The organism is Salinivibrio sp. VYel1, assembly GCF_009377945.1.
Classification (GTDB): domain Bacteria; phylum Pseudomonadota; class Gammaproteobacteria; order Enterobacterales; family Vibrionaceae; genus Salinivibrio; species Salinivibrio siamensis.
The window spans coordinates 145,936-171,125 of sequence record NZ_RSAM01000008.1 but is presented as its reverse complement, the minus strand read 5'-3'; the positions used below and the strand labels follow the sequence as shown (position 1 = coordinate 171,125).

General features: G+C 51.7%; 20 protein-coding genes and 4 tRNA genes. 19 read left to right on the top strand and 5 right to left on the bottom strand.

From position 1 onward, the window contains the following. Nucleotides 1–143: 143 nt before the first annotated feature. The 4 genes from EHW58_RS09625 to rsgA form a co-directional block, all read right to left on the bottom strand. Nucleotides 144–2,030, bottom strand: coding sequence for a methyl-accepting chemotaxis protein (locus tag EHW58_RS09625; protein ID WP_077667695.1), 1,887 nt, complete (start codon nucleotides 2,028–2,030; stop codon nucleotides 144–146). Between the two features lie 239 nt (nucleotides 2,031–2,269). Beyond that, entirely contained in the window at nucleotides 2,270–3,676 is a 1,407-nt protein-coding gene (locus EHW58_RS09620) for an SLC13 family permease (protein ID WP_172970026.1), read from the bottom strand. 201 nt (nucleotides 3,677–3,877) lie between these two features. After that, nucleotides 3,878–4,678: an archaetidylserine decarboxylase gene (gene asd / locus EHW58_RS09615; RefSeq protein WP_152796160.1), complete on the bottom strand. Its 801-nt coding sequence runs from the start codon at nucleotides 4,676–4,678 to the stop codon at nucleotides 3,878–3,880. A gap of 158 nt (nucleotides 4,679–4,836) precedes the next feature. Then, complete coding sequence (gene rsgA / locus EHW58_RS09610) at nucleotides 4,837–5,889, bottom strand: small ribosomal subunit biogenesis GTPase RsgA (protein ID WP_046074389.1); 1,053 nt, start codon at nucleotides 5,887–5,889, stop codon at nucleotides 4,837–4,839. Between the two features lie 79 nt (nucleotides 5,890–5,968). Between rsgA and orn the strand changes: the two genes are divergently transcribed. The 5 genes from orn (at nucleotide 5,969) to EHW58_RS09585 (ending at nucleotide 7,035) form a co-directional block, all read left to right on the top strand. Further along, entirely contained in the window at nucleotides 5,969–6,514 is a 546-nt protein-coding gene (orn, locus tag EHW58_RS09605) for an oligoribonuclease (RefSeq protein WP_046074388.1), read from the top strand. A gap of 132 nt (nucleotides 6,515–6,646) precedes the next feature. After that, a tRNA-Gly gene (locus EHW58_RS09600) sits at nucleotides 6,647–6,722 on the top strand. Nucleotides 6,723–6,759: 37 nt separating this feature from the next. Further along, nucleotides 6,760–6,835 (top strand) — tRNA-Gly (locus EHW58_RS09595). A 30-nt stretch (nucleotides 6,836–6,865) separates the two neighbouring features. After that, a tRNA-Gly gene (locus EHW58_RS09590) sits at nucleotides 6,866–6,941 on the top strand. A gap of 18 nt (nucleotides 6,942–6,959) precedes the next feature. After that, nucleotides 6,960–7,035 (top strand) — tRNA-Gly (locus tag EHW58_RS09585). 469 nt (nucleotides 7,036–7,504) lie between these two features. On the opposite strand, the gene queG is transcribed toward EHW58_RS09585, so the two are convergent. Then, on the bottom strand, nucleotides 7,505–8,632 hold the full coding sequence (gene queG, locus EHW58_RS09580; protein WP_158010030.1) for a tRNA epoxyqueuosine(34) reductase QueG: 1,128 nt from the start codon (nucleotides 8,630–8,632) through the stop codon (nucleotides 7,505–7,507). Between the two features lie 80 nt (nucleotides 8,633–8,712). Here queG and EHW58_RS09575 point away from each other — a divergent pair, with 80 nt between their 5' ends. The 14 genes from EHW58_RS09575 to rlmB all read left to right on the top strand — a co-directional run bounded on the left by EHW58_RS09575 (nucleotide 8,713) and on the right by rlmB (nucleotide 25,125). Beyond that, complete coding sequence (locus tag EHW58_RS09575; protein ID WP_152796129.1) at nucleotides 8,713–10,185, top strand: NAD(P)H-hydrate dehydratase; 1,473 nt, start codon at nucleotides 8,713–8,715, stop codon at nucleotides 10,183–10,185. A 67-nt stretch (nucleotides 10,186–10,252) separates the two neighbouring features. Continuing rightward, nucleotides 10,253–10,723, top strand: a complete 471-nt coding sequence (gene tsaE, locus EHW58_RS09570; protein ID WP_152796127.1) for a tRNA (adenosine(37)-N6)-threonylcarbamoyltransferase complex ATPase subunit type 1 TsaE — start codon at nucleotides 10,253–10,255, stop codon at nucleotides 10,721–10,723. A gap of 1 nt (nucleotide 10,724) precedes the next feature. Further along, the gene (locus tag EHW58_RS09565) at nucleotides 10,725–12,413 is read left to right on the top strand and encodes a LysM peptidoglycan-binding domain-containing protein (RefSeq protein ID WP_152796125.1); all 1,689 of its coding nucleotides are present in this window, start codon (nucleotides 10,725–10,727) and stop codon (nucleotides 12,411–12,413) included. Between the two features lies 1 nt (nucleotide 12,414). Next, nucleotides 12,415–14,427, top strand: coding sequence for a DNA mismatch repair endonuclease MutL (mutL, locus tag EHW58_RS09560; protein ID WP_152796123.1), 2,013 nt, complete (start codon nucleotides 12,415–12,417; stop codon nucleotides 14,425–14,427). After that, complete coding sequence (miaA, locus tag EHW58_RS09555; RefSeq protein ID WP_152796121.1) at nucleotides 14,420–15,361, top strand: tRNA (adenosine(37)-N6)-dimethylallyltransferase MiaA; 942 nt, start codon at nucleotides 14,420–14,422, stop codon at nucleotides 15,359–15,361. Before mutL ends, miaA begins: the two co-directional genes overlap by 8 nt. Before the next feature lie 77 nt (nucleotides 15,362–15,438). Next, nucleotides 15,439–15,717: an RNA chaperone Hfq gene (gene hfq, locus EHW58_RS09550; protein WP_046074381.1), complete on the top strand. Its 279-nt coding sequence runs from the start codon at nucleotides 15,439–15,441 to the stop codon at nucleotides 15,715–15,717. Between the two features lie 28 nt (nucleotides 15,718–15,745). Continuing rightward, nucleotides 15,746–17,038, top strand: coding sequence for a ribosome rescue GTPase HflX (gene hflX / locus EHW58_RS09545; protein ID WP_152796119.1), 1,293 nt, complete (start codon nucleotides 15,746–15,748; stop codon nucleotides 17,036–17,038). Nucleotides 17,039–17,087: 49 nt separating this feature from the next. Further along, entirely contained in the window at nucleotides 17,088–18,248 is a 1,161-nt protein-coding gene (gene hflK / locus EHW58_RS09540; protein ID WP_046074379.1) for an FtsH protease activity modulator HflK, read from the top strand. 2 nt (nucleotides 18,249–18,250) lie between these two features. Beyond that, nucleotides 18,251–19,141: a protease modulator HflC gene (gene hflC / locus EHW58_RS09535; RefSeq protein ID WP_046074378.1), complete on the top strand. Its 891-nt coding sequence runs from the start codon at nucleotides 18,251–18,253 to the stop codon at nucleotides 19,139–19,141. A gap of 92 nt (nucleotides 19,142–19,233) precedes the next feature. Further along, the gene (locus EHW58_RS09530) at nucleotides 19,234–19,419 is read left to right on the top strand and encodes a DUF2065 domain-containing protein (RefSeq protein WP_046074377.1); all 186 of its coding nucleotides are present in this window, start codon (nucleotides 19,234–19,236) and stop codon (nucleotides 19,417–19,419) included. Between the two features lie 117 nt (nucleotides 19,420–19,536). Beyond that, nucleotides 19,537–20,835 (top strand): adenylosuccinate synthase, encoded by a 1,299-nt coding sequence (locus tag EHW58_RS09525; RefSeq protein WP_046074376.1) that lies wholly within the window; start codon nucleotides 19,537–19,539, stop codon nucleotides 20,833–20,835. Nucleotides 20,836–21,038: 203 nt separating this feature from the next. Continuing rightward, nucleotides 21,039–21,674: a tetratricopeptide repeat protein gene (locus EHW58_RS09520; RefSeq protein ID WP_046074374.1), complete on the top strand. Its 636-nt coding sequence runs from the start codon at nucleotides 21,039–21,041 to the stop codon at nucleotides 21,672–21,674. 217 nt (nucleotides 21,675–21,891) lie between these two features. After that, nucleotides 21,892–24,387, top strand: coding sequence for a ribonuclease R (gene rnr, locus EHW58_RS09515; protein WP_152796117.1), 2,496 nt, complete (start codon nucleotides 21,892–21,894; stop codon nucleotides 24,385–24,387). A 3-nt stretch (nucleotides 24,388–24,390) separates the two neighbouring features. Further along, complete coding sequence (gene rlmB / locus EHW58_RS09510) at nucleotides 24,391–25,125, top strand: 23S rRNA (guanosine(2251)-2'-O)-methyltransferase RlmB (RefSeq protein ID WP_077606416.1); 735 nt, start codon at nucleotides 24,391–24,393, stop codon at nucleotides 25,123–25,125. Nucleotides 25,126–25,190: the final 65 nt, after the last annotated feature.

Here is a 25,190-nt window from a genome sequence, read left to right as displayed (position 1 = left end):
ATACGCAACGTTTGCACTAAAGTTGGATCGATAAGACAAAATGCGGTCACAACAGCGGCAAAGCGCAAGAAGATGGATGAATCTGTGATCTTTCTGCCAGTGACAGTCTGCCTACCCAGGCAGGCAGACTGCAGTGGCTCAGGTTATACTTTGAACTTGGAGAGGTCGTTGTGCATTTCTTGCGCATCTTGCGCCATTTGCTCACCTTGCTCGCCCGTTTCATTGGATTTTTGGTGGATCTCTAACGATAGGTCACGCACCGCTTGGGTATTGCGGTTGATATCCTCGGTCACCGCACGTTGCTCTTCAGCCGCGCTGGCAATTTGTGCCGCCATCTCAGAAATGTCGCCAATTGCACGAGTGATTTCGTTGAGTTTCTCGCTCGCTGAGGCCGCGCGCTCGACACTTGAGGTCGCCATATCATTACTTTGGGTCATGCCATCCACCGCGCGTTGAGTGGTGTTTTGTAGCGTTTCAATCATGTTACGGATCTCTTCCGTGGAGTCATGAGTACGCTGACTCAATACACGCACTTCATCGGCGACGACAGCAAAGCCACGACCTTGTTCGCCGGCTCGGGCGGCCTCAATGGCGGCGTTAAGCGCGAGTAGGTTGGTTTGTTCAGCAATATCCTGAATGGTGGAGATGATTTGGTTGATGCTTTGTGAATTGGTATCCAACTCTCGAATCACATCCGTCGCTTGCTCCACTTGCTCCGCCAGTTGGGTAATGGCATCACGGTTGCTCTCCACCACCTCTAATCCATCACGGCAAGAGCTCTCCGCTTCTTGGGCAGAGCGAGCGGTTTGTTCAGCGTTACTCGCAACTTCGTTGGCGGTGGTCGACATCTCATGGATGGCGGTAGCAATTTGATCGACATCGCCTTGTTGCTGCCCCACCAAGCTACTGGACTGGTGAGCAAGATTGCGACATTGGTCTGCGCGATCCGATAAGGTGACACTCTGGGTGACGCTGCGGCCTATCATCGCTTGTAACTGCTCAAGGAACGCATTGACGTGCCCGGCTAGCTCACCGATTTCATCTTTACGGACAATATCAAGGCGCTGAGTCAGATCCCCACTGCCTTTTGACAGCGAGCTCACTGCCTGTGTCAGTTGGGTCAGGGGGGCTAACATCCGGTGGATAAGGGCGCCGGCAATCAATGCAATGATCACAAAGAGAATCACTGACGTGACCAAGGTGGACACAATCTGCTCTGAGACAGACGCAAACGCCAACTTTTTGTCTTGTACCACGCCAAGGCTCCAGTCAGCGCCTTCAACGGGCGTCACGGCGAGCAGCTTTTCTCTTCCGTCACCGTCAAAGGTAATGCTCGCGAGTGCGTCACTGTTACGAGCCTTTTGGATAAAAGCGGGGGTGAGCTCATCGTCAACCTCGGTGAGCGCTTTGGTACTGAGCGCGGTATCCCGATAAGCGACGACATTGTTATTCCCGTCCACCAAAAAGGCGAAACCTTGGTTGGGTAACCGCACGTTGAGCACTTCTTGCACAATAGCGTCAACGGAGAGATCCGCCGCGATAACGCCCTCAAAGCGTTGATTGAACGATTTGGCAAAACTGATCACCATCCCGGCACCATTGGCATCGACATAAGGTGGTGTGATAATGAGCTCATTGGCGGCGTTGGCTTGTTTGTACCAAGGTCGAGTCCGCGGGTCATAATTGGCCGGCCAGCTTTCTGTTTTGTCACCATAAGCAATCGAGCCGTCTGCAAAGCCGGCGTAAACGGTGAGAAAGTTACCCTGGCGCTTGGTCAGCAATAATTCACGATCGACATTCGGCTGGGTCGCAATCAGTGGCACATTGGCGACTAGCATGTCACTGCGGATATCTAGCCACTCTTCGATAAAGTTGCTGGTGGAAAGACCGACATCGCGCATTTGCTCAGTGACGTTTTGCTGCGTCTCTTGTTCCAATTGGTTAACCGAAAACCATGCCTGTACTGCACTGACTAAGGCAACGACCAAAGCAACAGCAAGCAATATTTTGGTCTTGATGGTGAATTTCATTAAAGATCCCTCGTACTACCACGTTTTGATGACACTTTCTTATTGAGTGTCTGCTTAATTGTAGAAAGCTTGAGTCGATGAGGGATAAAGAATTTTGCAAAAAGTGGATTTATCCTCAAAGCTCAGCTGGCTGTCTTACTCACATCATCAGTGTTATCCCATTTTTAGCGGATGAAAAATATCAATTTTCTCGTTCTGGGGCGAATCTATCGTTTTGTGTCTCAATCGTTAAACGATTGTCATGTGAGTAAGAGGACAGCGGTATAAACTAGGCCTAAGCCACTTATGCCTAAGATGATACCGACTTTGACCAAATCTTGACTGCTGATAAATCCGGTTGAATATGCTAGGGAGTTGGGTGGCGTCGAGACCGGCAGTATCATCCCCAAGGAAGCGGAAAAAGCGACCACAATCAATAGCCCCTGCATACCGCCAATGCTTCCCAGTGCGGGCATGGAGGTCGCGATGGCCGCAGCTATCGGCATTAAGAGGTTAGCGGTGGCTGTGTTGGACATAAAGTTCGCCATCAGCCAGCAGATAATCGACAAGGTAACCAGCACCGTCATGGCGGTAAGCAGGCTGTAATCGACCGCATGAGCGAGCGCCGCGGCTAGGCCGGTTTGGTCGAGCGCGATCCCCATGGCAATCCCGCCAGCGACCAGCCACAACACATCCCAGTTAATTTGTTTGAGCTCTGGCTTACCAATAATGCCAGTGAGGGTAAAAATCGCCAGTGGGATCACCGCCACCACATAAGTATTCATGCCATGCAAACTGGTGGTGAGCCACAGCACGATCGTGAGGGCGAAGGTGATATAGACAGTGTAAGCCTGCCAGCTTTGTAAAAAACGCCCTTCTAAAGCGAGGTTCACGCGGGTTTGTTGACTCTGAAAGAGCCGTTGTAATAGCCACCAGGCGAAGGTGAGCTGAACGATCACGAAAGGCAGGCCCATCTGCATCCAACCCAGAAAAGAGACTTTATACTCCCCCGTTAAATACTGTAAGGCAATAGCGTTAGGTGGTGTGCCGATAGGTGTGGCAATGCCACCGGTATTCGCTGCCACGGGAATACAAAGCACGAGTGCCTTGACCAAAGGATCACCTTTGGGTAACACCGCGATAATTGGCGTTAATAGGGCCAGCATCATCACCGTGGTGGCAGTGTTTGACATAAACATCGAAAATACCGCGGTAATCAGCATCAGGCCAAGCATGATAAATTTAGGGTGGTGACCAAACGGCCTCAACAGCACACGTGCCAAATTGATGTCGAGTTCATATTTTGATGCGGCAATAGCCAGTGAAAACCCGCCCATAAACAGAATAATGATAGGGGATGAAAAGGCGCTGAGAATGTCGGTATAAGGAATTAAGTCTCCGCGAGGATGATGCAGTGTGATACCGCGAAACCAGTGTAAGCCTTTATCGGATATCATCACCAACTGCAGGGTAATGATCAGCAACGAGGTTGAAAACACCGGCACAGGCTCAAGGACCCACAGCAAGGCCGCCATCAGAAATATCGCTAACAAACGGTGCTGAATGATAGTGAGGTTAGCAATGGGTAACCAATCGGTAGGGACTAACAGTAGTAACAGCGGTAAGCCGAGGGCGACCAGCAATTTGATAAAACGAGCATTAACCACAAATACGCTCCTTCGTCATGGATGGGCGAGCGCGTTCCGCCTTAGACGCGAAGAGTCGCGTGCGCCTTATTATCAGTAATGGAATATCCGTATCATACGGCGCTTTATCTTGGATTAACGGGAAAAATATCCGAATTTCGACACAAAAAAGGGGCATAAATGCCCCATATTTCACATTTTTCTCAGGTTTTTAGCGGGACGTTAGTGCTGGCGGTGTGCGTAAGCTTGCCCCAATTGTGTCGGCTCACCAGGTAAGACGGCGTCATCAAAGCGTACCGCCCCTTTCGGGAAGAGGTTAATCACGGTAGAGCCCAGTTTGAATCGGCCCATTTCCTCTCCTTGAGCAAAGTGCATCGCCTGCTCACCGTCGGTTGGATATTGCCAACGACGAATACTGCCACCGGTTGGCGGGGTCACCGTCCCGGCCCACGTGGTTTCGATACTGCCAACAATGGTGGCGCCGACCAATATTTGTGCCATGGGGCTAAACGCGGTATCAAAGACGCACACGACGCGCTCATTCCGCGCAAAGAGGTTTGGCACGTTTTCTGCCGTCAGTGGGTTCACTGAAAACAAATCGCCAGGAATATAAATCATCTCTCGCAACACACCGTCACACGGCATGTGAACGCGGTGATAGTCGCGAGGAGAAAGGTACAAGGTGGCGAATTCGCCTTGGTCAAATTGCGCCGCAAGCGTGTCATCTCCGCCCACTAACTCGGTCAGAGAGAAGCTATGGCCTTTGGCTTGAATCAGGCGGCCCTGTTCAATCGCGCCTGCTTGACTGACACAGGCGTCAGCCGGAAAGACCAGCGTTGCCTCGTCGCCATCGATGGGGCGCAGCGCCGGCTTCAGCTCGCGAACGAAAAAATCATTAAAGGTGCGATAGTGGCTGGGATCGCTCACTTTTGCTTCGCTCATATCCACGTGATATTGCTTGATAAACCATTTGATCACAGCGGTGGTGAACCAACCCGCTTTCAAGTTAGCAAGTTTCCCCATCAATCGGGTCAACGCGTGTTTCGGCGTAAGGTATTGTAGGCCGACTTTCAAATCGTCTCGCACAGTGTAGTCCTAACCAATTATCGGGTTGTTGATGTCAGTGACGTGCCTTTTATTGGCGCGCAGTGTAGCGAATCTGTCAGTAAAGTGACAATCGCTCAGTGTTGTTTATTCCGCGAGAACTGACGGTTGTCTTTGGCTTCTTTCATGCTCTCAATGATGCGATGGTAGCTATCAAAACGTTCGACACTAATGTGTCCGTCTTCGACCGCTTGTCGCAGTAGGCAACCAGGATCATCGCCATGTTTGCAATCGCGGAACTTACAGCCACCTAAATAATCACGAAATTCGACAAAGCCATGAGCAATTTGTTCCGGTTCTAAATGCCATAAGCCAAACTCACGGACGCCGGGGGAGTCAATCAGATCGCCGCCTTGATCAAAATGATACAAGCGTGCGGCGGTGGTGGTATGTTGACCAAGCCCTGAATTTTCCGATACCTGATGCGTATGCGCGTGCACATCGGGGAGTAGGGTATTGACCAAACTGGACTTCCCGACGCCGGACTGCCCAACAAAGACGCTCACATGCTGGTCTAGGTGTGTCATCAACGCTGACATGCCTTCGCCCGAGTCCGCACTGACCATCACGAGGGGATAACCAATATCTCGATAGATATCGAGCAGATCATCGACCATCTCATGGCCTTCTTCATCCAACAAATCGACTTTGTTGATCACAATCAGGGGCGCGATATCCAGTGCTTCACAGGCAATAAGGTAGCGGTCGATAATGTTGAGCGACAATTCGGGTAAAATAGCGGCCACGATCACCACCTGATCAATGTTCGCCGCGACGGGCTTGACCCCATCGTAATAATCGGGACGAGTGAGCACGGAGTCACGTTCATGCACCGCCTCCACAACGCCAGCAAAGCCATCGAGCGCTTCTTTACCGGGTCGCCATACTACACGGTCGCCAGTGACCAGACTATGGACAGTGCGACGAATATTGCATCTGTGTATCTTACCTGTGTCGGGATCTTCGATATCAGCATGTTGTCCAAACCGCGTGATAACCCGCCCTTCCCGCGCGGATTCCAGTGCGGCATCTTCCCATTGCAGATCGGTATCTTTCTCTTTGATCCGGCGTTGTTGGTTGGATCTTACCCGTCGCAGTTGACCCTTCGTCAGTTTTTTCTTTTTTGCCACGTTGACTCTTATCGGTTAAGTTGGCTTTCATATCAAGCACAGTATGATACATGGTTTATCGATAAAAAAGGCAAGTTCAATGGCGTTCAGTGAAAACAATTTAATCTGGATTGATCTGGAAATGACGGGGCTGGATCCGGATACACATAAGATCATTGAGATCGCGACAATTGTCACCGATGCACAGTTGAATATTCTGGCTGAGGGGCCCGTCCTGGCGGTACATCAACCGCAAAGCGAGCTCGACAAAATGGATGATTGGTGCACGCGTACCCATAGCCAGTCTGGCTTAGTGGCGCGCGTACAACAGAGTGATATTGACGAGCAAACCGCCATTGAGCAGACCATCGCTTTCTTATCGCAATGGGTGCCGTCTGGCGCGTCACCGATTTGCGGTAATAGTGTGGGGCAAGATCGACGCTTCCTCTATCGCCACATGCCAGCGCTCGAGCGCTATTTTCATTACCGTACGGTGGATGTGAGTACGTTAAAAGAGCTGGTACGTCGATGGCAACCTGAGGTGTTGAATGATTTCTCTAAACAGGGAACCCATTTAGCGCTTGACGACATCCGAGAATCAATTGCAGAATTACGCTTCTATCGAGAGAGGATCTTAACGATCTGATGGGTCAGCCATCGATCTGATGCTCTTTTGAGCGATTAAAAGAAAAAACCAAAAAATTGCTCACCAGCACTTGCAACCCGGTTTTTTCTTCGTATAATTCGCAGCCCTAACGACGTGAATCGTCTGTTGAAAGCGACATTAGCTCAGCTGGTAGAGCGCAACCTTGCCAAGGTTGAGGTCACGAGTTCGAACCTCGTATGTCGCTCCAAATTAATATCGATCTGATGTTGATCAGGTCGATCTAAGCGACACTAGCTCAGCTGGTAGAGCGCAACCTTGCCAAGGTTGAGGTCACGAGTTCGAACCTCGTGTGTCGCTCCAAATTAAAATGCGATGTAATGCATCAGCAATGCGACATTAGCTCAGCTGGTAGAGCGCAACCTTGCCAAGGTTGAGGTCACGAGTTCGAACCTCGTATGTCGCTCCAAACAACAATTCGGAATAAGCGACACTAGCTCAGCTGGTAGAGCGCAACCTTGCCAAGGTTGAGGTCACGGGTTCGAACCCCGTGTGTCGCTCCAATCACTTGGTTAACCACCAGTGTGGCGTTTAAGATAGCGCCATCTTTAATGCTGTGAAGCATCATTTCTTACACAAATCCCATCCGTCCATGCTTTCTCTGAAAGCGCACGGTGGCGCGGTTTTTACCAATACTGCACAGACTTATCCACAGAGAAAGCGTTGTGGATAAACCAGTTAATGGATTTGTTGCTGTGTACGGTGCTGGTTATCTTATCATCAGGCACGGTATCTATGTTGCACATGTGAAATAAACGCAAACATACCTTAAATGCTTGTAAAATAAGAAAAATACATGGTTTTCTTTCAGGTTAGCTAACGCTTTTCCACAGTGTTATTCACTTACGTGATCTTGCTCGCTTAATGCACCATCAATGTGTTTAACTATCAAAAAGCGCACCATAAATGCGCATTGCGTGACGGTTTTCCACATTATGTGAATAGCGTCATCTTCCGCTTGTAAGCCTCCGATTAAGCGTCACGAGGCAATCCTTTTTCTATAATGCGCACGAGACGACGCGTCCCTGTGGGTAATGGTTTGACATCAATACGCTGTCGTTTTTTCTCTTGTTCGCTGAGCGCCCAGTGAATATGTTCGTCAACCAGCTTGTCCTCACCGAGCCGCGCCTTGAGACTGTCGATGATCGCTTGATTGAAGGGGGCATTGCCCATGGCAATCGCTAGGTTGCGCCGCCATTTTTGGATCCCGATGCGACGTATCGCCGACCCCTGTGTTAGTGATAAGAAGGTTTCCTCATCCCAGTTGAACAGCGTGGTGAGTGGCTGTTGCTCGAGGCTGGGGCGACAATGAAAATCAGCCTCTAAGGTGATCTCGGCCTCACGGTTAAACGGACAAACCAGCTGGCAGTCATCGCAACCATAGATACGGTTGCCGATGGCATGGCGAAACTCTAAGGGGATCACGCCATCATATTCGATAGTCAGGTAGGAAATGCAGCGGCGCGCGTCGACCACGCCTTCTGCGACGATTGCTTGAGTGGGACAACTGGTCATGCAGGCAACACATTTACCGCACTGATTCTCGACAGGGGTGTCGACGGGTAAAGGAAGATCCACCAATAACTCACCGAGAAAGAACCAGGATCCGGTTTCATCATTGAGGATCAGGGAGTGTTTGCCTGTCCAACCTAAGCCGGCTTTCTCCGCGAGCGGGCGCTCTAAAACAGGTGCAGAGTCGACAAAAGGACGATATCCGTATGGGCCCACTTCAGCCTCAATCTGTTGGCCCAGCTTTTTGAGTCGATTCCGAATCAGTTTATGGTAATCACGTCCCAGCGAGTAACGACTCACATATCCTAAATCAGGGTTTGCCAGTGTTTGGGCAAAGCCCGCGTTAGGCGGCAAGTAGTTCATCCGCACACTGATCACGCGCACTGTGCCTGGCACCAGTTCGTCCGGTCGCGCACGCATCATGCCATGTCTGGCCATCCACGCCATCTCACCGTGATACCCGTTGTCGAGCCAGCGCTGTAATTGCGCTTCATGTTGCTTGAGATCAACATCCGTGATCCCCACTTGCTGGAAGCCTAGCGCTTGCCCCCATTGCTTGATACGTTGGGCAAGTTGGTCGAAATCAATGGATGCATCGGGCTTGGGTTGCGACATAGCGATAGATCCTGAGGCCTTGGGTGGTGCAGTACAATCAATGGAGGCACTTAATGGCGACAAGTTTACCACAGAGTTTCTATCGCGCAGAGCAAGTTCGTGAAGGCGAGCAAGCGGTCGCGCGTGCACTGTCGATTCCCATGTATCAGCTAATGCTACGTGCTGGGCAGTCAGTGTTTGACTGTATCAATCAACATTATCCCAATGCGGCTCGACTATTAATCGTATGTGGTGCCGGTAATAATGCGGGTGATGGTTATGTGATTGCGCGGCTTGCCAAATCCTCGGGGTTAAGCGTTACCGTGTGGTCGCTAGTGACACCAAGCAAACTGGAGGGTGATGCGGCGACCGCTTGGCAAGAGTGGCAAGATTGTGGTGGTAGCTATGTTGAACACCCACCAACGATCAGCCAGTTCGATGTGGTGGTCGATGCTATCTTGGGTACCGGATTATCGCGTGCCGTGGAGGGGGAGTTTGCTCAGGCGATCAGCGCCATCAACCTCGCGGCGGTACCTGTGGTTGCAGTAGATATTCCCTCTGGGCTTTGTGCCAATAGTGGCTGTGTGAAAGGCGTGGCTATTGACGCCGATGTGACCGTCACCTTGATTGCGTTAAAGCAAGGATTGCTCACCGGCCAAGCGGTTGCCCATCGCGGTGAGTTAATGTTTGCGGGCCTGAATGTCGCGACAGCATTCTCGCGTCAGTCCACCCCTGCGGGTTACCTTGTTCGTGATGACTGGGTCGAGCAGCATTTACCTAAACGCTCACGCAGCGCACACAAGGGACAATTCGGTCGCGTCCTGTGTTTAGGGGGCGACCAGGGCATGGGGGGCGCAGTGGCCTTGTCAGCGCAAGCGGCGTTAAGAACCGGTGCCGGGCTTGTCAAAGTGGTGACGCAAAAAGCGCATACCCTGATGCTGGTAACACGTCAGCCAGAACTGATGACGCAAGGTTGGGAGCCCGGCCAATCACTCAGTGAGACGTTGGCATGGGCAACACATTTGGTCATTGGCCCGGGACTCGGCCAGAGTGCGTGGTCGGATGCGTTGTGGACGATCGCCATGAGTGCCCGGACGCCCAAGGTGATTGATGCGGATGGCCTCAATAAGTTAGCGCGGCAGCCACAACATCGCGATGACTGGATCCTCACCCCACATCCCGGTGAGGCGGCGCGCTTATTAGGTTGTGAAACCAAAGAAGTGGAACTTGACCGCTTTGCTGCCGTCAAAGCGATACACACGCGTTATGGTGGCGTTGCCGTACTTAAAGGAGCGGGAACAATCGTATATGATGGCACAAATTATGCTGTTGCTAATGTCGGTAACCCTGGCATGGCGTCTGGGGGAATGGGCGATGTGTTGTCGGGTGTCATAGGCAGTCTTCTGGCGCAAGGCGTAGACTTATTTCCTGCCGCGGCTCTGGGGTGCTATCTTCATGGCAAAGCGGGTGATAAGGCGGCCGAGGCAGGTGAACGGGGGTTATTGGCCAGCGATCTATTCCCCTATTTGCAACAATTAGTAGATTAGCGCACGGGTGGCGGTAGCCATGCAAGGTGCGACGAATACCCATATAAAGATGAGATCCCTTTGTAGTATGACCCAGACTTTTACCACCTCATTGACTGATGCCGATCGCACTGTGGCGTTTGGTGCCGCGTTGGCGCGTGCATGTACGCAAAATACCACTTGTTACTTGCACGGTTATCTTGGCGCCGGCAAAACCACCTTCTGCCGCGGTTTTGTGCAAGCAATGGGACATACCGGGAATGTGAAAAGCCCCACCTATACGCTCGTGGAACCTTACCTATTGCCACCCTGGCACATATACCATTTTGACCTTTATCGGTTGGGCGATCCGGAAGAGCTGGAGTTTATGGGGATCCGTGATTATTTTAATGATCAGGCGCTTTGCTTGATTGAATGGCCGGAAAAAGGCCAAGGCTGGTTACCGCGCGCCGATCTAGACATTACTCTGCGCTATGACGGTGAGCAGCGTGAACTGGTTATTGACGCGAATACCCGCGTTGGGAACGCAATTATCGACCGTCTAGAATGGGAAGACTAGCATGATGTGGCAGCGGCTTTGCATCTTGATGATCGCCAGTTTGTTGAGTGCAACAAGTTGGGCCAATAAGATTGAAAATATTCGGATATGGCCCGCCCCCAATGAGACACGGGTGGTGGTAGATCTTGAAGATAAACCGGATTTTAGCTATTTCTCACTGTCACGTCCCGATCGGCTGGTGGTTGATTTAAAGCAGAGCCAGCTGGCTACGCGCTTACCTAAGCCGGTCAAAGGCAGTGATATCTTGCGTAAAATCCGTAAGAGCAGTCCGCCCGAGGCATCGACGTATCGGTTAGTTTTTGAGTTAAAAGACGGTGCCAAGCCGCATATCTTCTCGCTCGCCCCCGGGGGAGAATATGGCCACCGGCTGGTGGTTGATTTACCCCATCCTAAGAAAGTAGATAAAAATAAACCCGCGTTGTCTGTTGCTGAAAAGAAGCGACGTGAGACGGTGGCTGCATTGCCTTTTGGCACCGAGGATATCGTAGTGGCAATCGATGCCGGGCATGGCGGTAATGATCCCGGTGCGGTGGGGCCTAGCCGTAAATTTGAAAAATATGTCACGCTCTCTATCGCTAAGCAAACGGCGGCACGCATTAACGCTGTTCCTGGCATGCGTGCGGTTTTAACGCGGACGGGGGACTACTTTGTCGATTTGAACCGTCGGTCTGAAATTGCGCGTCAACACAAAGCCCACTTATTGGTCTCGGTGCACGCAGATGGTTTCCATAAACCACAACCTCGTGGCGCATCGGTATGGGTACTTTCTCGTCGCCGTGCGAACAGTGAAATTGGTCGTTGGATAGAAAAACATGAAGAGCAATCTAACTTGTTGGGTGGGGGCTCTTTGCTGGCACAGAATAATGAGGACGAATACTTAAGTCGTGCGGTATTGGACTTGCAGTTTAGTAACTCGCAAAAGGAAGGCTTTAATGTTGCGAAACGCGTACTAAAGGAGCTCGGCAAAGTCACCAAATTACATAAATCGAGTCCAGAGCACGCCAGCCTCGCGGTATTAAAGTCACCAGACATACCGTCTTTGCTCGTCGAAGTTGGCTTTATCTCTAATCCACAAGAAGAACGCCTGCTATTTCAGCGGGATCATCAGCGCCGGCTCGCGGATGCGGTCTATCATGGTATTCGCAATTATTTTGAGCGCTTCCCGCCGGATGGCACCTTGTTTGCTGCGCGCAAAAACGGGGTAAAACACGAAGTCAGTGCCGGCCAGTCACTGTCGGTCATTGCCAAAAAATATAAGAGTTCCGTCGCCGCGATAAAATCGGCGAATGGATTAACCTCCAATACCTTGCGGGTTGGCCAAGTGTTATCGATCCCCAATGTTGATGTCGCTAAATTAGCAGGCAAGACCAGCAAAACGACGTCAACGCGTACGCTGACGCACACCGTGAGTCGCGGAGAGTTTCTTGGCAAAATTGCCGAGCATTATCAGGTCTCGGTGGCGACGCTGCGCCGCGCGAATAACTTGAAGTCTGACACGCTCTGGGTGGGGCAAAAGCTGAAAGTGCCGGGTGCGACATCGCCAGCGGTCAAACACAAAGTCAAACGCGGTGAATACCTTGGCAAAATTGCCAGCAATTACGGAGTGACCATTGAGAGCCTCCGCCGCGCCAATGAATTACGCTCTGATACGCTGGCGGTCGGGCAAACCTTGATCATCCCAGGAAGCTGATATGGCGATTGAGATTTTACCCGCGCGCCTTGCTAACCAGATTGCTGCTGGGGAGGTGGTCGAACGTCCCGCCTCGGTGGTGAAAGAGCTGGTCGAAAACAGCATTGATGCGGGAGCGACCCGTATTGATGTGGATATTGAAAAAGGGGGAAGCAAGCTGATCCGCGTGCGTGATAATGGGTGTGGGATCAGCAAAGCGGATCTGCAACTTGCCCTCAGTCGACACGCCACGTCTAAGATCCACAGCTTGGATGATCTTGAGGCGATCATGAGCCTCGGATTTCGCGGTGAGGCGCTAGCGAGTGTAAGCTCGGTATCACGTCTTACTATCACCTCGCGCCCTGCTGACCAGCAAGAAGCATGGTCGGCGTTTGCTGAGGGGCGAGAGATGGCGGTGAATGTAAAGCCCGCCGCCCACCCGGTTGGCTGTACCGTTGAAGTGGTGGACTTATTCTTTAACACCCCAGCGCGGCGCAAATTTTTACGCACTGAGAAAACCGAGTTTGGCCACATTGATGAGTTACTGCGGCGCATTGCATTGAGCCGGTTTGATATCACCATCAACCTGCGCCATAACGGTACCCAAGTGCGCCAGTATCGACGTGTGCCAGAAAACGGCGATCCATTACGCCGCGTGAAGGCGATTTGTGGGCAAAAGTTTGTTGAGCATGCGTTGCGGATTGACCTGCATCATCACGACATGGCACTGACAGGCTGGATTTGCACACCAGAAGGTGCTCGTCAGCAAAGTGATATGCAGCATTGCTTTGTTAATCAGCGCATGATGAAAGATAAGCTGATTAATCACGCGATTCGCCAAGGTTATGAACAAAGCCTTGCACGGGATCAGTACGCCGCTTTCGTACTGTATATTGATGTCGATCCGCATCAAGTGGATGTCAATGTGCACCCAGCGAAACATGAAGTCCGTTTTCATCAGGCGCGCTTGGTGCATGATTTTATCTATCAAGCCATTTATGACGGCTTACAACAAGCGTCGTTACCTGAAGACCACAGTGTGAATCCTGAGACGGGCGAAGTGAGAGAAGCGGTCACTTATCAGCCGCGTGCCTCTGCGACCGCCAACCCCAACCCTTACCAACAAGCGGTTGACGCGTTCCCTGATTACCCTGGTAAACGGCAGGAAGACGGGGCATCACCGGCTTCCTGGTCGCGTGATACAGCGTATAAGCACCACGCCGATGACGGCCCAACGCGTGGCCGACCTTCTCACGGTTCAGACTGGCCGGGGAGAGCGGATGCTCCTTCTCGTTCACCCTCAAAGCAAGCGACGCAAGCGTATCAAGCATTGATGACCCCCCAACCGGATGCCGGGACTGACCTAGGTGATGCCACGCCAACGCGTGCGACGAGTTTGTCGCCATTCGACAGCGTCCCGGCAGCTCTTGATACCGTCTCAACAACCACGAGCACGGGTCAGCCTGGATTAGGGAAGGTGCTTTCAGTGGTTGAGCAGCACTATGTGCTGATGGCATGGGGTGAGAGATTATGGCTGGCCGATCATCACCGGTTAGAATGCTGGCGCCATCAAGGCGTGCTACAACCCGCTCTGGGTGAGGGGCTAGTCACGCAACCTCTATTGATCCCACAACGATTATCTGCCTCTACAGAAGAGTGTCAGCGCGTGATCCAGTATCAGGCGTTACTTGGCCAGTTTGGTATTCATATTCGCCCTAAAGGGCAGCAATTAATGGTGATGTCAGTCTGTCAGCCACTAAGACAGCATAACTTACAGGCTTTTATCCCTGCGTTATTGGCGTTTTTAGCGCAATTAGATCCTGAGCAATCCCACATGGATCACAGCGCGAGTATGTGCTGTTGGCTGGCAAAGCAGTTGACAGTAGCATCGGATCCAGTCAGCCTTGCGCAAGCGGTACAAACCGTATCGGACGTTGAACAATATTGGCAGGGGGACGCGTTAGAAAAGGGCCGCCAGCGCTACTTTAAACGCATCGACCTGACCTCAGTGATAGAAGCACTACAGCATGACTAATCCGCTGCCTAAAGCGATTTTTTTGATGGGACCGACCGCGTCCGGGAAAACGGATCTGGCCATTGCGCTGCGCCAGATCTTGCCGGTAGAAATCATTAGTGTCGACTCGGCACTGATTTATCGCGGGATGGATATTGGCACCGCCAAGCCGACAGCGGAGGAATTAGCGCAAGCGCCGCATCGTCTAATCGACATTCGTGATCCGTCTCAAGCCTACTCGGCGGCAGATTTTCGTGAAGATGCGCTCACAGAAATGGCGACGATTGTCGCCGATGGTAAGATCCCACTGTTGGTGGGAGGCACCATGCTGTATTTTAAAGCATTGTTAGAAGGGCTATCGCCGTTGCCGAGTGCGGATCCTGATATCCGTGAGGGGTTAGAAAACGAGGCGCAACAGCATGGTTGGGAAGCATTACATGCTCAGTTATGCGAGGTTGATCCCGTGTCGGGCGCTCGGATCCACCCTAACGATCCGCAAAGAATCATGCGGGCGTTAGAAGTCTATCGGATCAGTGGGCAGACCCTAACAGCATTAACAGAAAAAAAAGGTGAACCTTTGCCGTATCAGGTACACCAATTTGCAATAGCGCCTCAGGATCGAGGCGAATTGCATCGCCGCATCGAGCTTCGTTTCGATAAAATGATCGACGCGGGGTTTGAAAAAGAGGTACGCACATTATACGAACGCGATGATCTGCATGTCGATCTGCCATCGATTCGTTGTGTCGGGTACCGTCAGATGTGGGACTATTTGGCCGGACGTTGCACCCATGATGAAGCCGTTTACCGTGGGATTTGCGCGACGCGCCAGTTAGCCAAGCGTCAAATAACCTGGCTAAGAGGCTGGGATAATGTGACGTGGCTTGATAGCGACACGCCGTCGCTGTCTTTACAAACGGTGACAAAAGCGTTGACGGCAGGGACGGAAACTTGATGTATACTGTCACTGACAAGGACGCTGCTTAACCGCGACAATTGACTACAATTACAAACAAATAAGGAAAAGAAATAATGGCTAAGGGGCAATCATTACAAGACCCATTCCTGAACGCGTTACGTCGTGAGCGCATTCCTGTTTCCATTTACCTAGTAAATGGTATTAAGTTGCAAGGCCAAATCGAATCGTTTGATCAGTTCGTGATCCTGCTAAAAAATACGGTTAATCAAATGGTGTACAAGCACGCGATTTCAACCGTTGTGCCGGCACGTGCTGTGAGCCACCACAACAATAATCAAGGGGCTGGTGAGCGTCCACAGGGCGAACGTCAGCAAGAAAAACCTGAGGAATAAAGCATTCTATTGCTAAGGAGTCTATCGCTTGTTTGACCGTTACGAGGCCGGTGAACAGGCTGTACTCGTTCATATAAACTTTACCCATGATGGCGAGTGGGATGATCTCAGCGAATTTCAAATGCTGGTGTCATCCTCGGGTGTCGATGCCTTGCAAGTTGTTGTCGGCAGCCGTCAGTCCCCTCATCCCAAATATTTTGTTGGCGAGGGAAAAGCCCAAGAAATAGCAGATACTGTGCAACAAGTCGGCGCGGACATTGTGATTTTTAATCACACTTTATCCGCGGCCCAAGAGCGCAACCTAGAGCAGCGATTTAAATGCCGAGTGTTAGACCGAACCGGATTGATCCTCGATATTTTTGCCCAGCGTGCGCGTACCCATGAGGGTAAGTTGCAAGTTGAGCTGGCTCAGTTACGCCACTTATCTACCCGGCTTGTGCGAGGCTGGACTCACCTTGAGCGTCAAAAAGGCGGGATTGGCTTGCGTGGCCCGGGTGAAACACAGTTAGAAACAGACCGTCGCTTAGTGCGTGATCGGGTGAAAGCGATTTTAAAGCGACTGGATAAGGTTGCGAAGCAGCGTGAGCAAGGGCGACGTGCGCGCGCGCGGGCGGAAGTGCCGACTGTGTCATTGGTCGGGTATACCAATGCGGGCAAATCGACCTTGTTTAATCGGATCACCGAAGCGGGGGTATATTCGGCCGATCAGCTGTTTGCCACCTTGGATCCGACATTGCGCCGTATTGAAGTGGACGACTTGGGTACCGCGATATTGGCGGATACCGTCGGCTTTATTCGTCACTTACCGCATGACTTGGTCGCGGCATTTAAAGCAACGCTTCAAGAAACGCAAGAAGCGAGCTTGCTACTACACGTGGTCGATGCCAGTGATGAACGCTTTGGTGACAACATTGAAGCGGTCAACAGTGTGTTGGATGAAATCGATGCGGCGGATGTGCCTCATCTTATCATTATGAACAAAATAGATAGTCTGGATCAGGCTGAGCCTCGTATTGAACGGGACGAAGAGGGCGTTCCGAAAGCAGTATGGGTGTCAGCGTTGTCTGGTCAAGGTATCGCGCTCATATTTGAAGCCCTTACCGAGCGTTTATCTGGCACCATGGTGCGGCATCAATTACGGCTGCCACCAAGTATGGCTGGGCGAATGCAAAGTAAATTTCACCAGATGCGATGCGTTATCAGTGAAGAGTACCAAGATGATGGGCATCTACTCGTCGATGTCAGGCTGCCGCAAACGGACTGGTATCGGTTAGAAAAAAGAGAAGGCAACCAGCTCGGCGACTTTATCGTCAGTGATTAGGCTGCTAGAGTAAAAAATTATCGTCAGATCAATTTGATGGAGTGCGCGAATGGCGTGGAATGAGCCAGGAAACAATGGCGGTCCCGACAAAGACCCCTGGGGGAATCGTGGAGGCCGTAATCAAGGGCCACCGGATCTTGATGAATTGTTTAACAAACTAAGCCGCAAATTGGGCGGCTTAGGTGGCCGCAAAGGTAAAGGACCATCGTTCGGCGGTGGTATGGCAGGGCTAGGCGTTCTCGCGCTGGTAGGTATCATTGTCTGGGGTATTTCCGGGTTCTATACCATCGGGGAAGCTCAGCGTGGTGTGGTGCTGCGGTTTGGTCAGTATGATCGTATCGTTCAACCGGGCCTGAACTGGAAGCCAACCTTTGTGGATACGGTCAGCACGGTGGATGTAGAGTCGATTCGTTCGCTCAATAGCTCTGGCCTGATGCTGACCAAAGATGAAAACGTGGTCAACGTGGAGATGGACGTTCAGTACCGCGTGATGGATCCACAGCAATATCTTTATAGCGTGACCAATGCAGATGACAGCTTGCGTCAAGCAACCGATTCAGCATTGCGTGCGGTCGTCGGTGACTCTTTGATGGATGACATCATCACTCGTGGCCGTCAAGAAGTGCGTGAGCGCACTCAGGTTGAGCTGAACGAAATCATCGACAAGTACGATATGGGCTTGTTGGTGGTGGATGTCAACTTCCAGTATGCGCGCCCACCGGAGCAGGTCAAAGACGCCTTTGATGATGCGATTGCAGCGCGAGAGGATGAGGCCCGCTTTATCCGTGAAGCCGAAGCGTATCGTAATGATGTGTTGCCGAAAGCAACGGGTCGTGCTGAAACGCTGAAAAAAGCGGCATTGGGTTACAAAGAGCGTACCGTTAACGAAGCAGAGGGTGAAGTCTCTCAATTTGAGAAACTCTTGCCTGAGTATCGTGATGCACCCCGTGTGACGCGTAACCGGCTATACATCCAGACCATGGAAGAAGTGTACAGCAATACGAGTAAGGTGATGGTGGATTCGCAAAGCGGAAACAGCAACCTCATGTATCTCCCACTGGATAAGCTAATGGGAGGCGCAGCCGTCGGCGCTAACCAGCGTAAAGAAACGTCGAGCAGCCAATATGGTATTGAGCTTGAGCAAAGCTCTCAGCCTCAACAGCAAGAGTCGGCGCCGCGTTCTGGTTCATCACGAGAAGGGAGATACTAAGCATGCGTAAGATGATGATCCCAGTTGTCGTCCTAGCGGCAGTGGTCTTTTTGATGTCGATCTTCGTGGTGAGTGAAGGTGAGCGTAGCATTGTGATCCGTTTTGGACGTGTGCTTAAAGCGGATAACGACGTGGCGAAAATCTACCAGCCCGGTCTGCACTTCAAACTGCCGTTATTTGATCGCGTTAAGACCTTGGATGCGCGTATTCAAACCATGGATGATCGCGCTGACCGCTTTGTTACCGCGGAGAAAAAAGACGTTATTATCGACTCTTACGTCAAATGGCGTATTAAAGACTTTGGCCAGTACTATCTGTCCACAGGGGGCGGTAATAAATTGACGGCTGAATCTCTGTTGCAACGTCGTGTTGCCGATGGCCTGCGTGCCGAAATTGGTAACAAGACCATCAAAGAGATTGTGTCTGAAAAACGTGATCAAGTGATGAAAAGTGTCCTTGAGCGGGCGGCCAGCGAGGGTTCGCGTGATTTAGGGATTGAGTTGATTGACTTGCGTATCAAGCGTATCAACCTACCGAGTGAAATCAGTGAGTCGATTTATGCGCGTATGCGTGCTGAGCGTGAGGCCGTCGCCCGTCGCCATCGTGCACAGGGTCGCGAGCAAGCGGAAATCATTCGTGCGCAAGCGGAGCTAGAAGTGGCGACGATTCTGTCCAAAGCAGAACGTCAAGCGCGGATCACTCGTGGTGAAGCTGATGCAGAAGTGGCGAAGCTATTTGCCAGCGCTTTCAAAAAAGAGCCTGAGTTTTATAGCTTTGTTCGCTCGCTACAAGCGTATCGTAAGAGCTTTAACAGCAAGAGCGATATGCTCGTCGTGGATCCGAAGAGTGATTTCTTCAAATACATGAAGCAACCTGAAGCGATAGAAAAGTAAATCGTTAGATGGGTAGCGACGCATAAAAGACAAGGCTCTGGCCTTGTCTTTTTTTATGTCGTCATCCCCTATTTTCGACGTAGGAGGTAAGAATGACTAGCCTGTGGGGCGCGCTAGCGCTGGTATTAGTGGTTGAGGGGTTAGGGCCGATGTTACTGCCGAAACAGTGGCGACAGATGGTCATGGCTTTGGGTGAACAATCTGACACCCAGTTGCGGCGTATTGGTGGCTGCTTAGTGGTGATTGGGAGTGTGCTGGCTTACCAGCTTTTAACCTAGCATTCAGCCACCTGGCACCGAGCAGACAAGTGAAAATGTCAATACGGTTAAAAAATGACTGCAACCGAGTTTTTAAGGTGCTAGAATCCATTTTTAACTAGCTGCATATCGAAGAAGATGGGTAATAACGTAGTCGTTCTCGGCACCCAATGGGGTGACGAAGGTAAGGGAAAGATCGTTGATCTTTTGACTGAAGATGCAAAATACGTGGTTCGCTACCAAGGCGGTCACAACGCAGGTCATACTCTTGTCATTGACGGTGAAAAGACCGTCCTACACTTGATTCCTTCTGGTATCCTCCGCAACAACGTTAAATGCATTATCGGCAATGGTGTGGTGCTGTCCCCGGACGCCTTGCTGAAAGAAATGGGTGAGCTGGAAGCACGTGGCGTGCCTGTGCGTGAGCGCCTATTCCTGTCAGAAGCGTGTCCACTGATCCTGCCTTATCACATTGCGCTTGACGCAGCACGTGAGCAAGCACGCGGTAAGAAAGCTATCGGTACCACAGGCCGTGGTATTGGTCCTGCGTACGAAGACAAGGTCGCCCGTCGTGGCCTACGCGTTGGCGATTTGTTCGACAAAGAAGCCTTTGCTGAAAAGCTTAAAGAAGTGATGGAGTTCCATAACTTCCAGCTTGAGCATTTCTACAAAACCGAGCCAGTAAGCTACGAAGAGACCTTGGCGAAAGTCATGGAGCAAGCGGACATCCTCACCGGCATGGTGATGGACGTGACTCAAGAGCTGGATGATGCCCGCAAGCGTGGTGACAAAATCATGTTTGAAGGCGCGCAAGGCACTTTGCTTGATATCGACCACGGCACCTATCCGTATGTGACCTCCTCAAACACTACCGCTGGCGGTGTAGCAGCGGGCTCAGGCTTTGGTCCTCGTCATCTTGGCTATGTGTTGGGGATTGCTAAAGCTTACTGCACCCGTGTAGGGGCAGGCCCATTCCCAACTGAGCTGGATGATGAGATTGGCATGCACCTTGGTACCAAGGGCGCTGAATTCGGTGCCACCACTGGCCGTAAGCGTCGTTGTGGTTGGTTTGATGCGGTGGCCATGCGTCGTGCCGTACAGATTAACTCGGTATCAGGCTTCTGCTTAACCAAGCTTGACGTGATGGACGGCTTGGAAGAAATCAAAATTTGTACCGGTTACAAGATGGCAGACGGTTCAACCGTTGAGGTGTCTCCATTAGCTGCTGACGCGTATGAGAACATTGAGCCTATCTATGAAAGCATGCCGGGGTGGAGTGAAAACACCTTTGGGGTGAAGTCTCTGGATGAGCTTCCACAAGCTGCACTGAACTACATCAAGCGTATCGAAGAGCTGACTGGTGTGCCTATCGATGTGGTCTCGACCGGTCCAGACCGTAACGAAACCATTATCAAAGTGCATCCTTTTAATAGTTAAGCACGTAAGACGGTTCGATACCAAAAGCCAGCGTTGATCGCTGGCTTTTTTCATATTTTAGTGTGGCGTAGGAAGCCAAATCGCGTGAAAGCGGAAAAAACTTGCCGCCTTTGCTAAAGTCAGTATGCAAGGTGCCGATACAAAAAAGCACACGGCGAGCGTGCGCGTTGCTGTTGGGTTTCTTGGTTGAATAGCGAGTAGGCATGAAGTTTCGAACGCTGATTTTTTCACTTTCTTTGACGACAGCGACGCTGACGACAGCAACGGCCCATGCGGACGTCGGGGCGGCTGTGCCTTTATACGAAGAAAGTGAGCTTATCACGCTGTTTGAAACCAACTCTCACCTTGAGCGCGTCAAACAAGACGAATGTCAGCTCGTACAAGATATTGAAGCCCGTGCCACCCGTGTGGGCTCCCCTGCCTATGAATTTTTATATGGCGATATGCTGGCGTGGGGGGTGTGTGTTGAGCAAGACGCGGATCTCGGTGTTTACTACATGAAGCAAGCGGCTCAGCAAGGGCTACCCGCCGCATTGGAGCAAATTGGCCGTTACTACGCCAATGGCACACTGGTGCAGCAAGATCAGCACCGTGCGATCCCTTATTTACGTGAAGCTGCCTCGTTGGGGGATACGCGTGCCCGGATCCAGCTGGCAGAGTTGCTGGTGGACGATGTCGGTTCGCCGCTTGATTATGAAGACGCTTACCGCTGGTTATATCAAACCATCACCGCGGATTCTCGCACCCGTAATCGTATCGCACAGTTACGTTCAGCACTTGAGGCGCGGATGCCGCAAAACATTATCGCCCGTGCTAAACGGCGCACCAGCTACTGGTAGCCGTCGGTCTTGTCAGTAGGCGACTTTGCGCGCAAAATCCGTTACACTCTCTATACACATCTGTTCCCAATCTGATTTGATATGGCCAATGCGCCATGCTCCTCTCGTTGCCTGCAAGCAAGGCGCTGAAACAAAACGTCAAACTGCGATCATCGCGGCGCAATAGCGACAGTTTACAGATATAATGAAATCAACATACGCCAATAGGAAAAGGTCTATGTCGCAAGACACAGGTTCGACAAATAATACCCCGAGCAGCCTCGCAGCCGATCCTCACCAGGCACGCGAAGCGGAGAAATACGAGAATCCGGTGCCCAGCCGCGAGCATTTGCTGGAAATTATCCGCAGCTTCAAGGCACCAGTGAGTCGCGATAATCTGTTTTCACATCTGGGCCTAGCTGGTGATGAGCAGTATGAAGGGCTACGTCGACGCCTGCGCGCCATGGAGCGTGATGGACAATTGGTGTTCACCCGTCGCCAATGCTATGCCTTACCCGAGCGGTTGGACTTGGTCAAAGGGACCGTGATTGGTCATCGTGACGGCTTTGGCTTTCTACGCCCAGAAGGCAAAGGCAATCACGATGATTGGATGCTGCCGCATCATCAAATGCGGAGCGTGATGCATGGTGACGTGATTTTAGCCCAGGGTGTTGGCACCGATAAGCGTGGGCGCAAAGAAGCCCGTGTGGTTCGCGTGCTCGAAGCGCGCCAAGGCCAGATTGTAGGTCGTTACTTTGTGGAAGACGGTATGGGCTTTGTGGTGCCCGATGATAGCCGTCTTGGTCAAGATATTGTGATCGACAAAGAACAAACCCAAGGTGCGCGTATGGGCAATGTGGTGGTGGTCGAGATCATGCAGCGCCCAACCCGCCAAACCAATCCTGTCGGTAAGATTGTCGAAGTGCTGGGCGAGAACATGGCGCCGGGCATGGAAATCGAGATTGCACTGCGCACCCATGATATTCCCCATCAATGGCCGGATGCCGTGCTTAAACAAGTCAAAAACTTGAGTGAAGAGGTGCCAGAAAAAGCCAAAGAGGGGCGTGTCGATCTGCGTGATTTACCACTGGTGACCATCGATGGTGAAGATGCCCGCGACTTTGATGATGCGGTGTATTGTGAGCGTAAACGCTCTGGCGGCTGGCGCTTGTGGGTGGCGATTGCCGATGTCAGTTACTATGTGCGTCCTGACTCGGCGCTGGATAAAGAAGCGCAAAACCGCGGTAACTCGGTGTACTTCCCTAACCAAGTCGTGCCGATGTTGCCGGAAGTGCTTTCTAATGGCTTATGCTCGCTGAATCCGCAAGTCGACCGCCTGTGTATGGTGTGTGAGATGACGATTTCAGAATCAGGGGCGTTATCTGGTTACAAACATTACGAAGCGGTGATGAACTCCCACGCGCGTCTGACCTATACCAAGGTTTCCCATATCTTGGAAGGCGACGAGGAGCTGCGTGAGCGCTACCGTTCTCTGGTCCCGCACTTAGAAACCTTACACGATATGTATAAGGTGCTGAGCGATGCACGTCAGCAACGCGGGGCGATTGAATTCGAGACGGTGGAAACCCAGTTTATTTTCAACGCACAGCGTAAAATCGACCGCATTGTGCCGGTGGAGCGTAATGATGCACACAAGATCATCGAAGAGTGTATGATCCTGGCCAACGTCGCGTCTGCCCGTTTTGTGGAAAAACATAAAGAGCCGGCGCTCTATCGTGTCCACGAAGCGCCGGGCGAAGAGCGCCTCAGCGGCTTTAAAGATTTCTTAGGCGAGTTAGGCTTGAGTCTCAGCGGCGGCCTTGAGCCGACGCCGAAAGATTACGCGGCGCTGATGCATGTGGTGCATGGTCGTGCTGACAGTGAACTGATTCAAACCATGCTGCTCCGCTCGATGAAGCAAGCGGTGTATCAAGCGGATAACCAAGGCCACTTTGGTTTGGCGCTCAAGCAATACGCGCACTTTACCTCGCCTATTCGTCGTTATCCGGATTTGCTTCTCCACCGAGCGCTTAAATACCTGATTGCCAAACAAGCGGGTAAAAACCAAGATCGTTGGACACCCACTGGCGGCTATCACTACTCGTTTGATGATATGGATGTGCTGGGTGAGCAATGCTCGAAAACAGAGCGACGTGCCGATGATGCCACCCGAGATGTATCGGACTGGCTCAAATGTGAGTACATGCAAGATCACGTTGGCGATGAGCTGGAAGGCGTGATTGCTAATGTCACTGGCTTTGGTTTCTTTGTCCGCCTTAATGAGCTACATATCGATGGTTTAGTCCATATTTCCAACCTCGATAATGATTACTATCGCTTTGATATGGTAGGGCAACGCTTGGTGGGCGAAGGGTCTGGCCGTGTGTTCCGACTCGGCGATCAGGTGACAGTGAAAGTCTTGGCGGTGAACTTGGATGAGCGACAAATCGACTTTGAGCTGGTAGGCTCTGAACGCAAAGCTCGTCGCCCGGGTAAAACGGCTCGTGACAAACGTAAAAAAGGCCGAGCGGAGTCGAATAAAGACCCGCAAGCCCGTCGTGAGCGAACCTCGGTTCGCCAACAGCTTAAACGTGGTGCGGTGCCAAGTGTTGAAGAAGACAAGGCGCCTGCAGATAAAAACGGCAAAAAGCGTAAAGTGAAATCGCCTGCGGAAAAAGCGCGTAAGAAAAAGGCGAAGAAACAAAAAGCCAAAGCGGGTCAGAAAAAGAAGTAAATCATGAGTAATGAAGTAATTTACGGTATTCATGCCGTTAAAGCGATTTTAGCGACCGACCCTTCCCGCTTTATCGAAGTGATGGTGTTAAAAGGGCGCCAGGATGAACGTCTGGTACCTGTGCTAAATGAGATTGCGATGTTGGGGGTCAGCATCCAACAAGTGGGTCGCAAGGCCTTAGACGACAAAACCCAAGGTGCGTCGCACCAAGGGATAGTGGCACGTGTCAAAGCGGGCCGTCAGTACAACGAAAATGACTTGGAGGCGATCCTCGCCAATACCGAGAACCCTTTGTTGCTGGTTCTTGATGGTGTCACCGACCCGCACAATTTGGGGGCGTGCTTACGTACCGCGGATGCGGCGGGAGTCAGTGCGGTGATTGTCCCGAAAGACAAATCCGCTCAGCTTAATGCCACGGCGCGAAAAGTGGCCTGTGGCGCCGCTGAAGTCGTGCCTTTAGTGCGCGTCACCAACTTAGCGCGAACCATGCGTGCGCTCAAAGAGCAGGGCGTGTGGTTTGTGGGCACCGCGGGTGAAGCCGATCATGATGTTTACGACACCAAATTGGTGGGGCCGCTCGCCTTAGTGATGGGCGCAGAAGGTGACGGCATGCGCCGTTTGACGCGTGAAACCTGTGATGAGCTGATCCGGATCCCGATGGCGGGCAGTGTGTCGAGCTTGAACGTGTCCGTGGCGACCGGCGTCTGTTTGTATGAAGCGGTGCGTCAGCGTCGTTAAGCACAGCGCCTCTTGCTCAACGTTGAAGAAAAACGCCCCAGCTTGGGGCGTTTTTTATTTGGGAG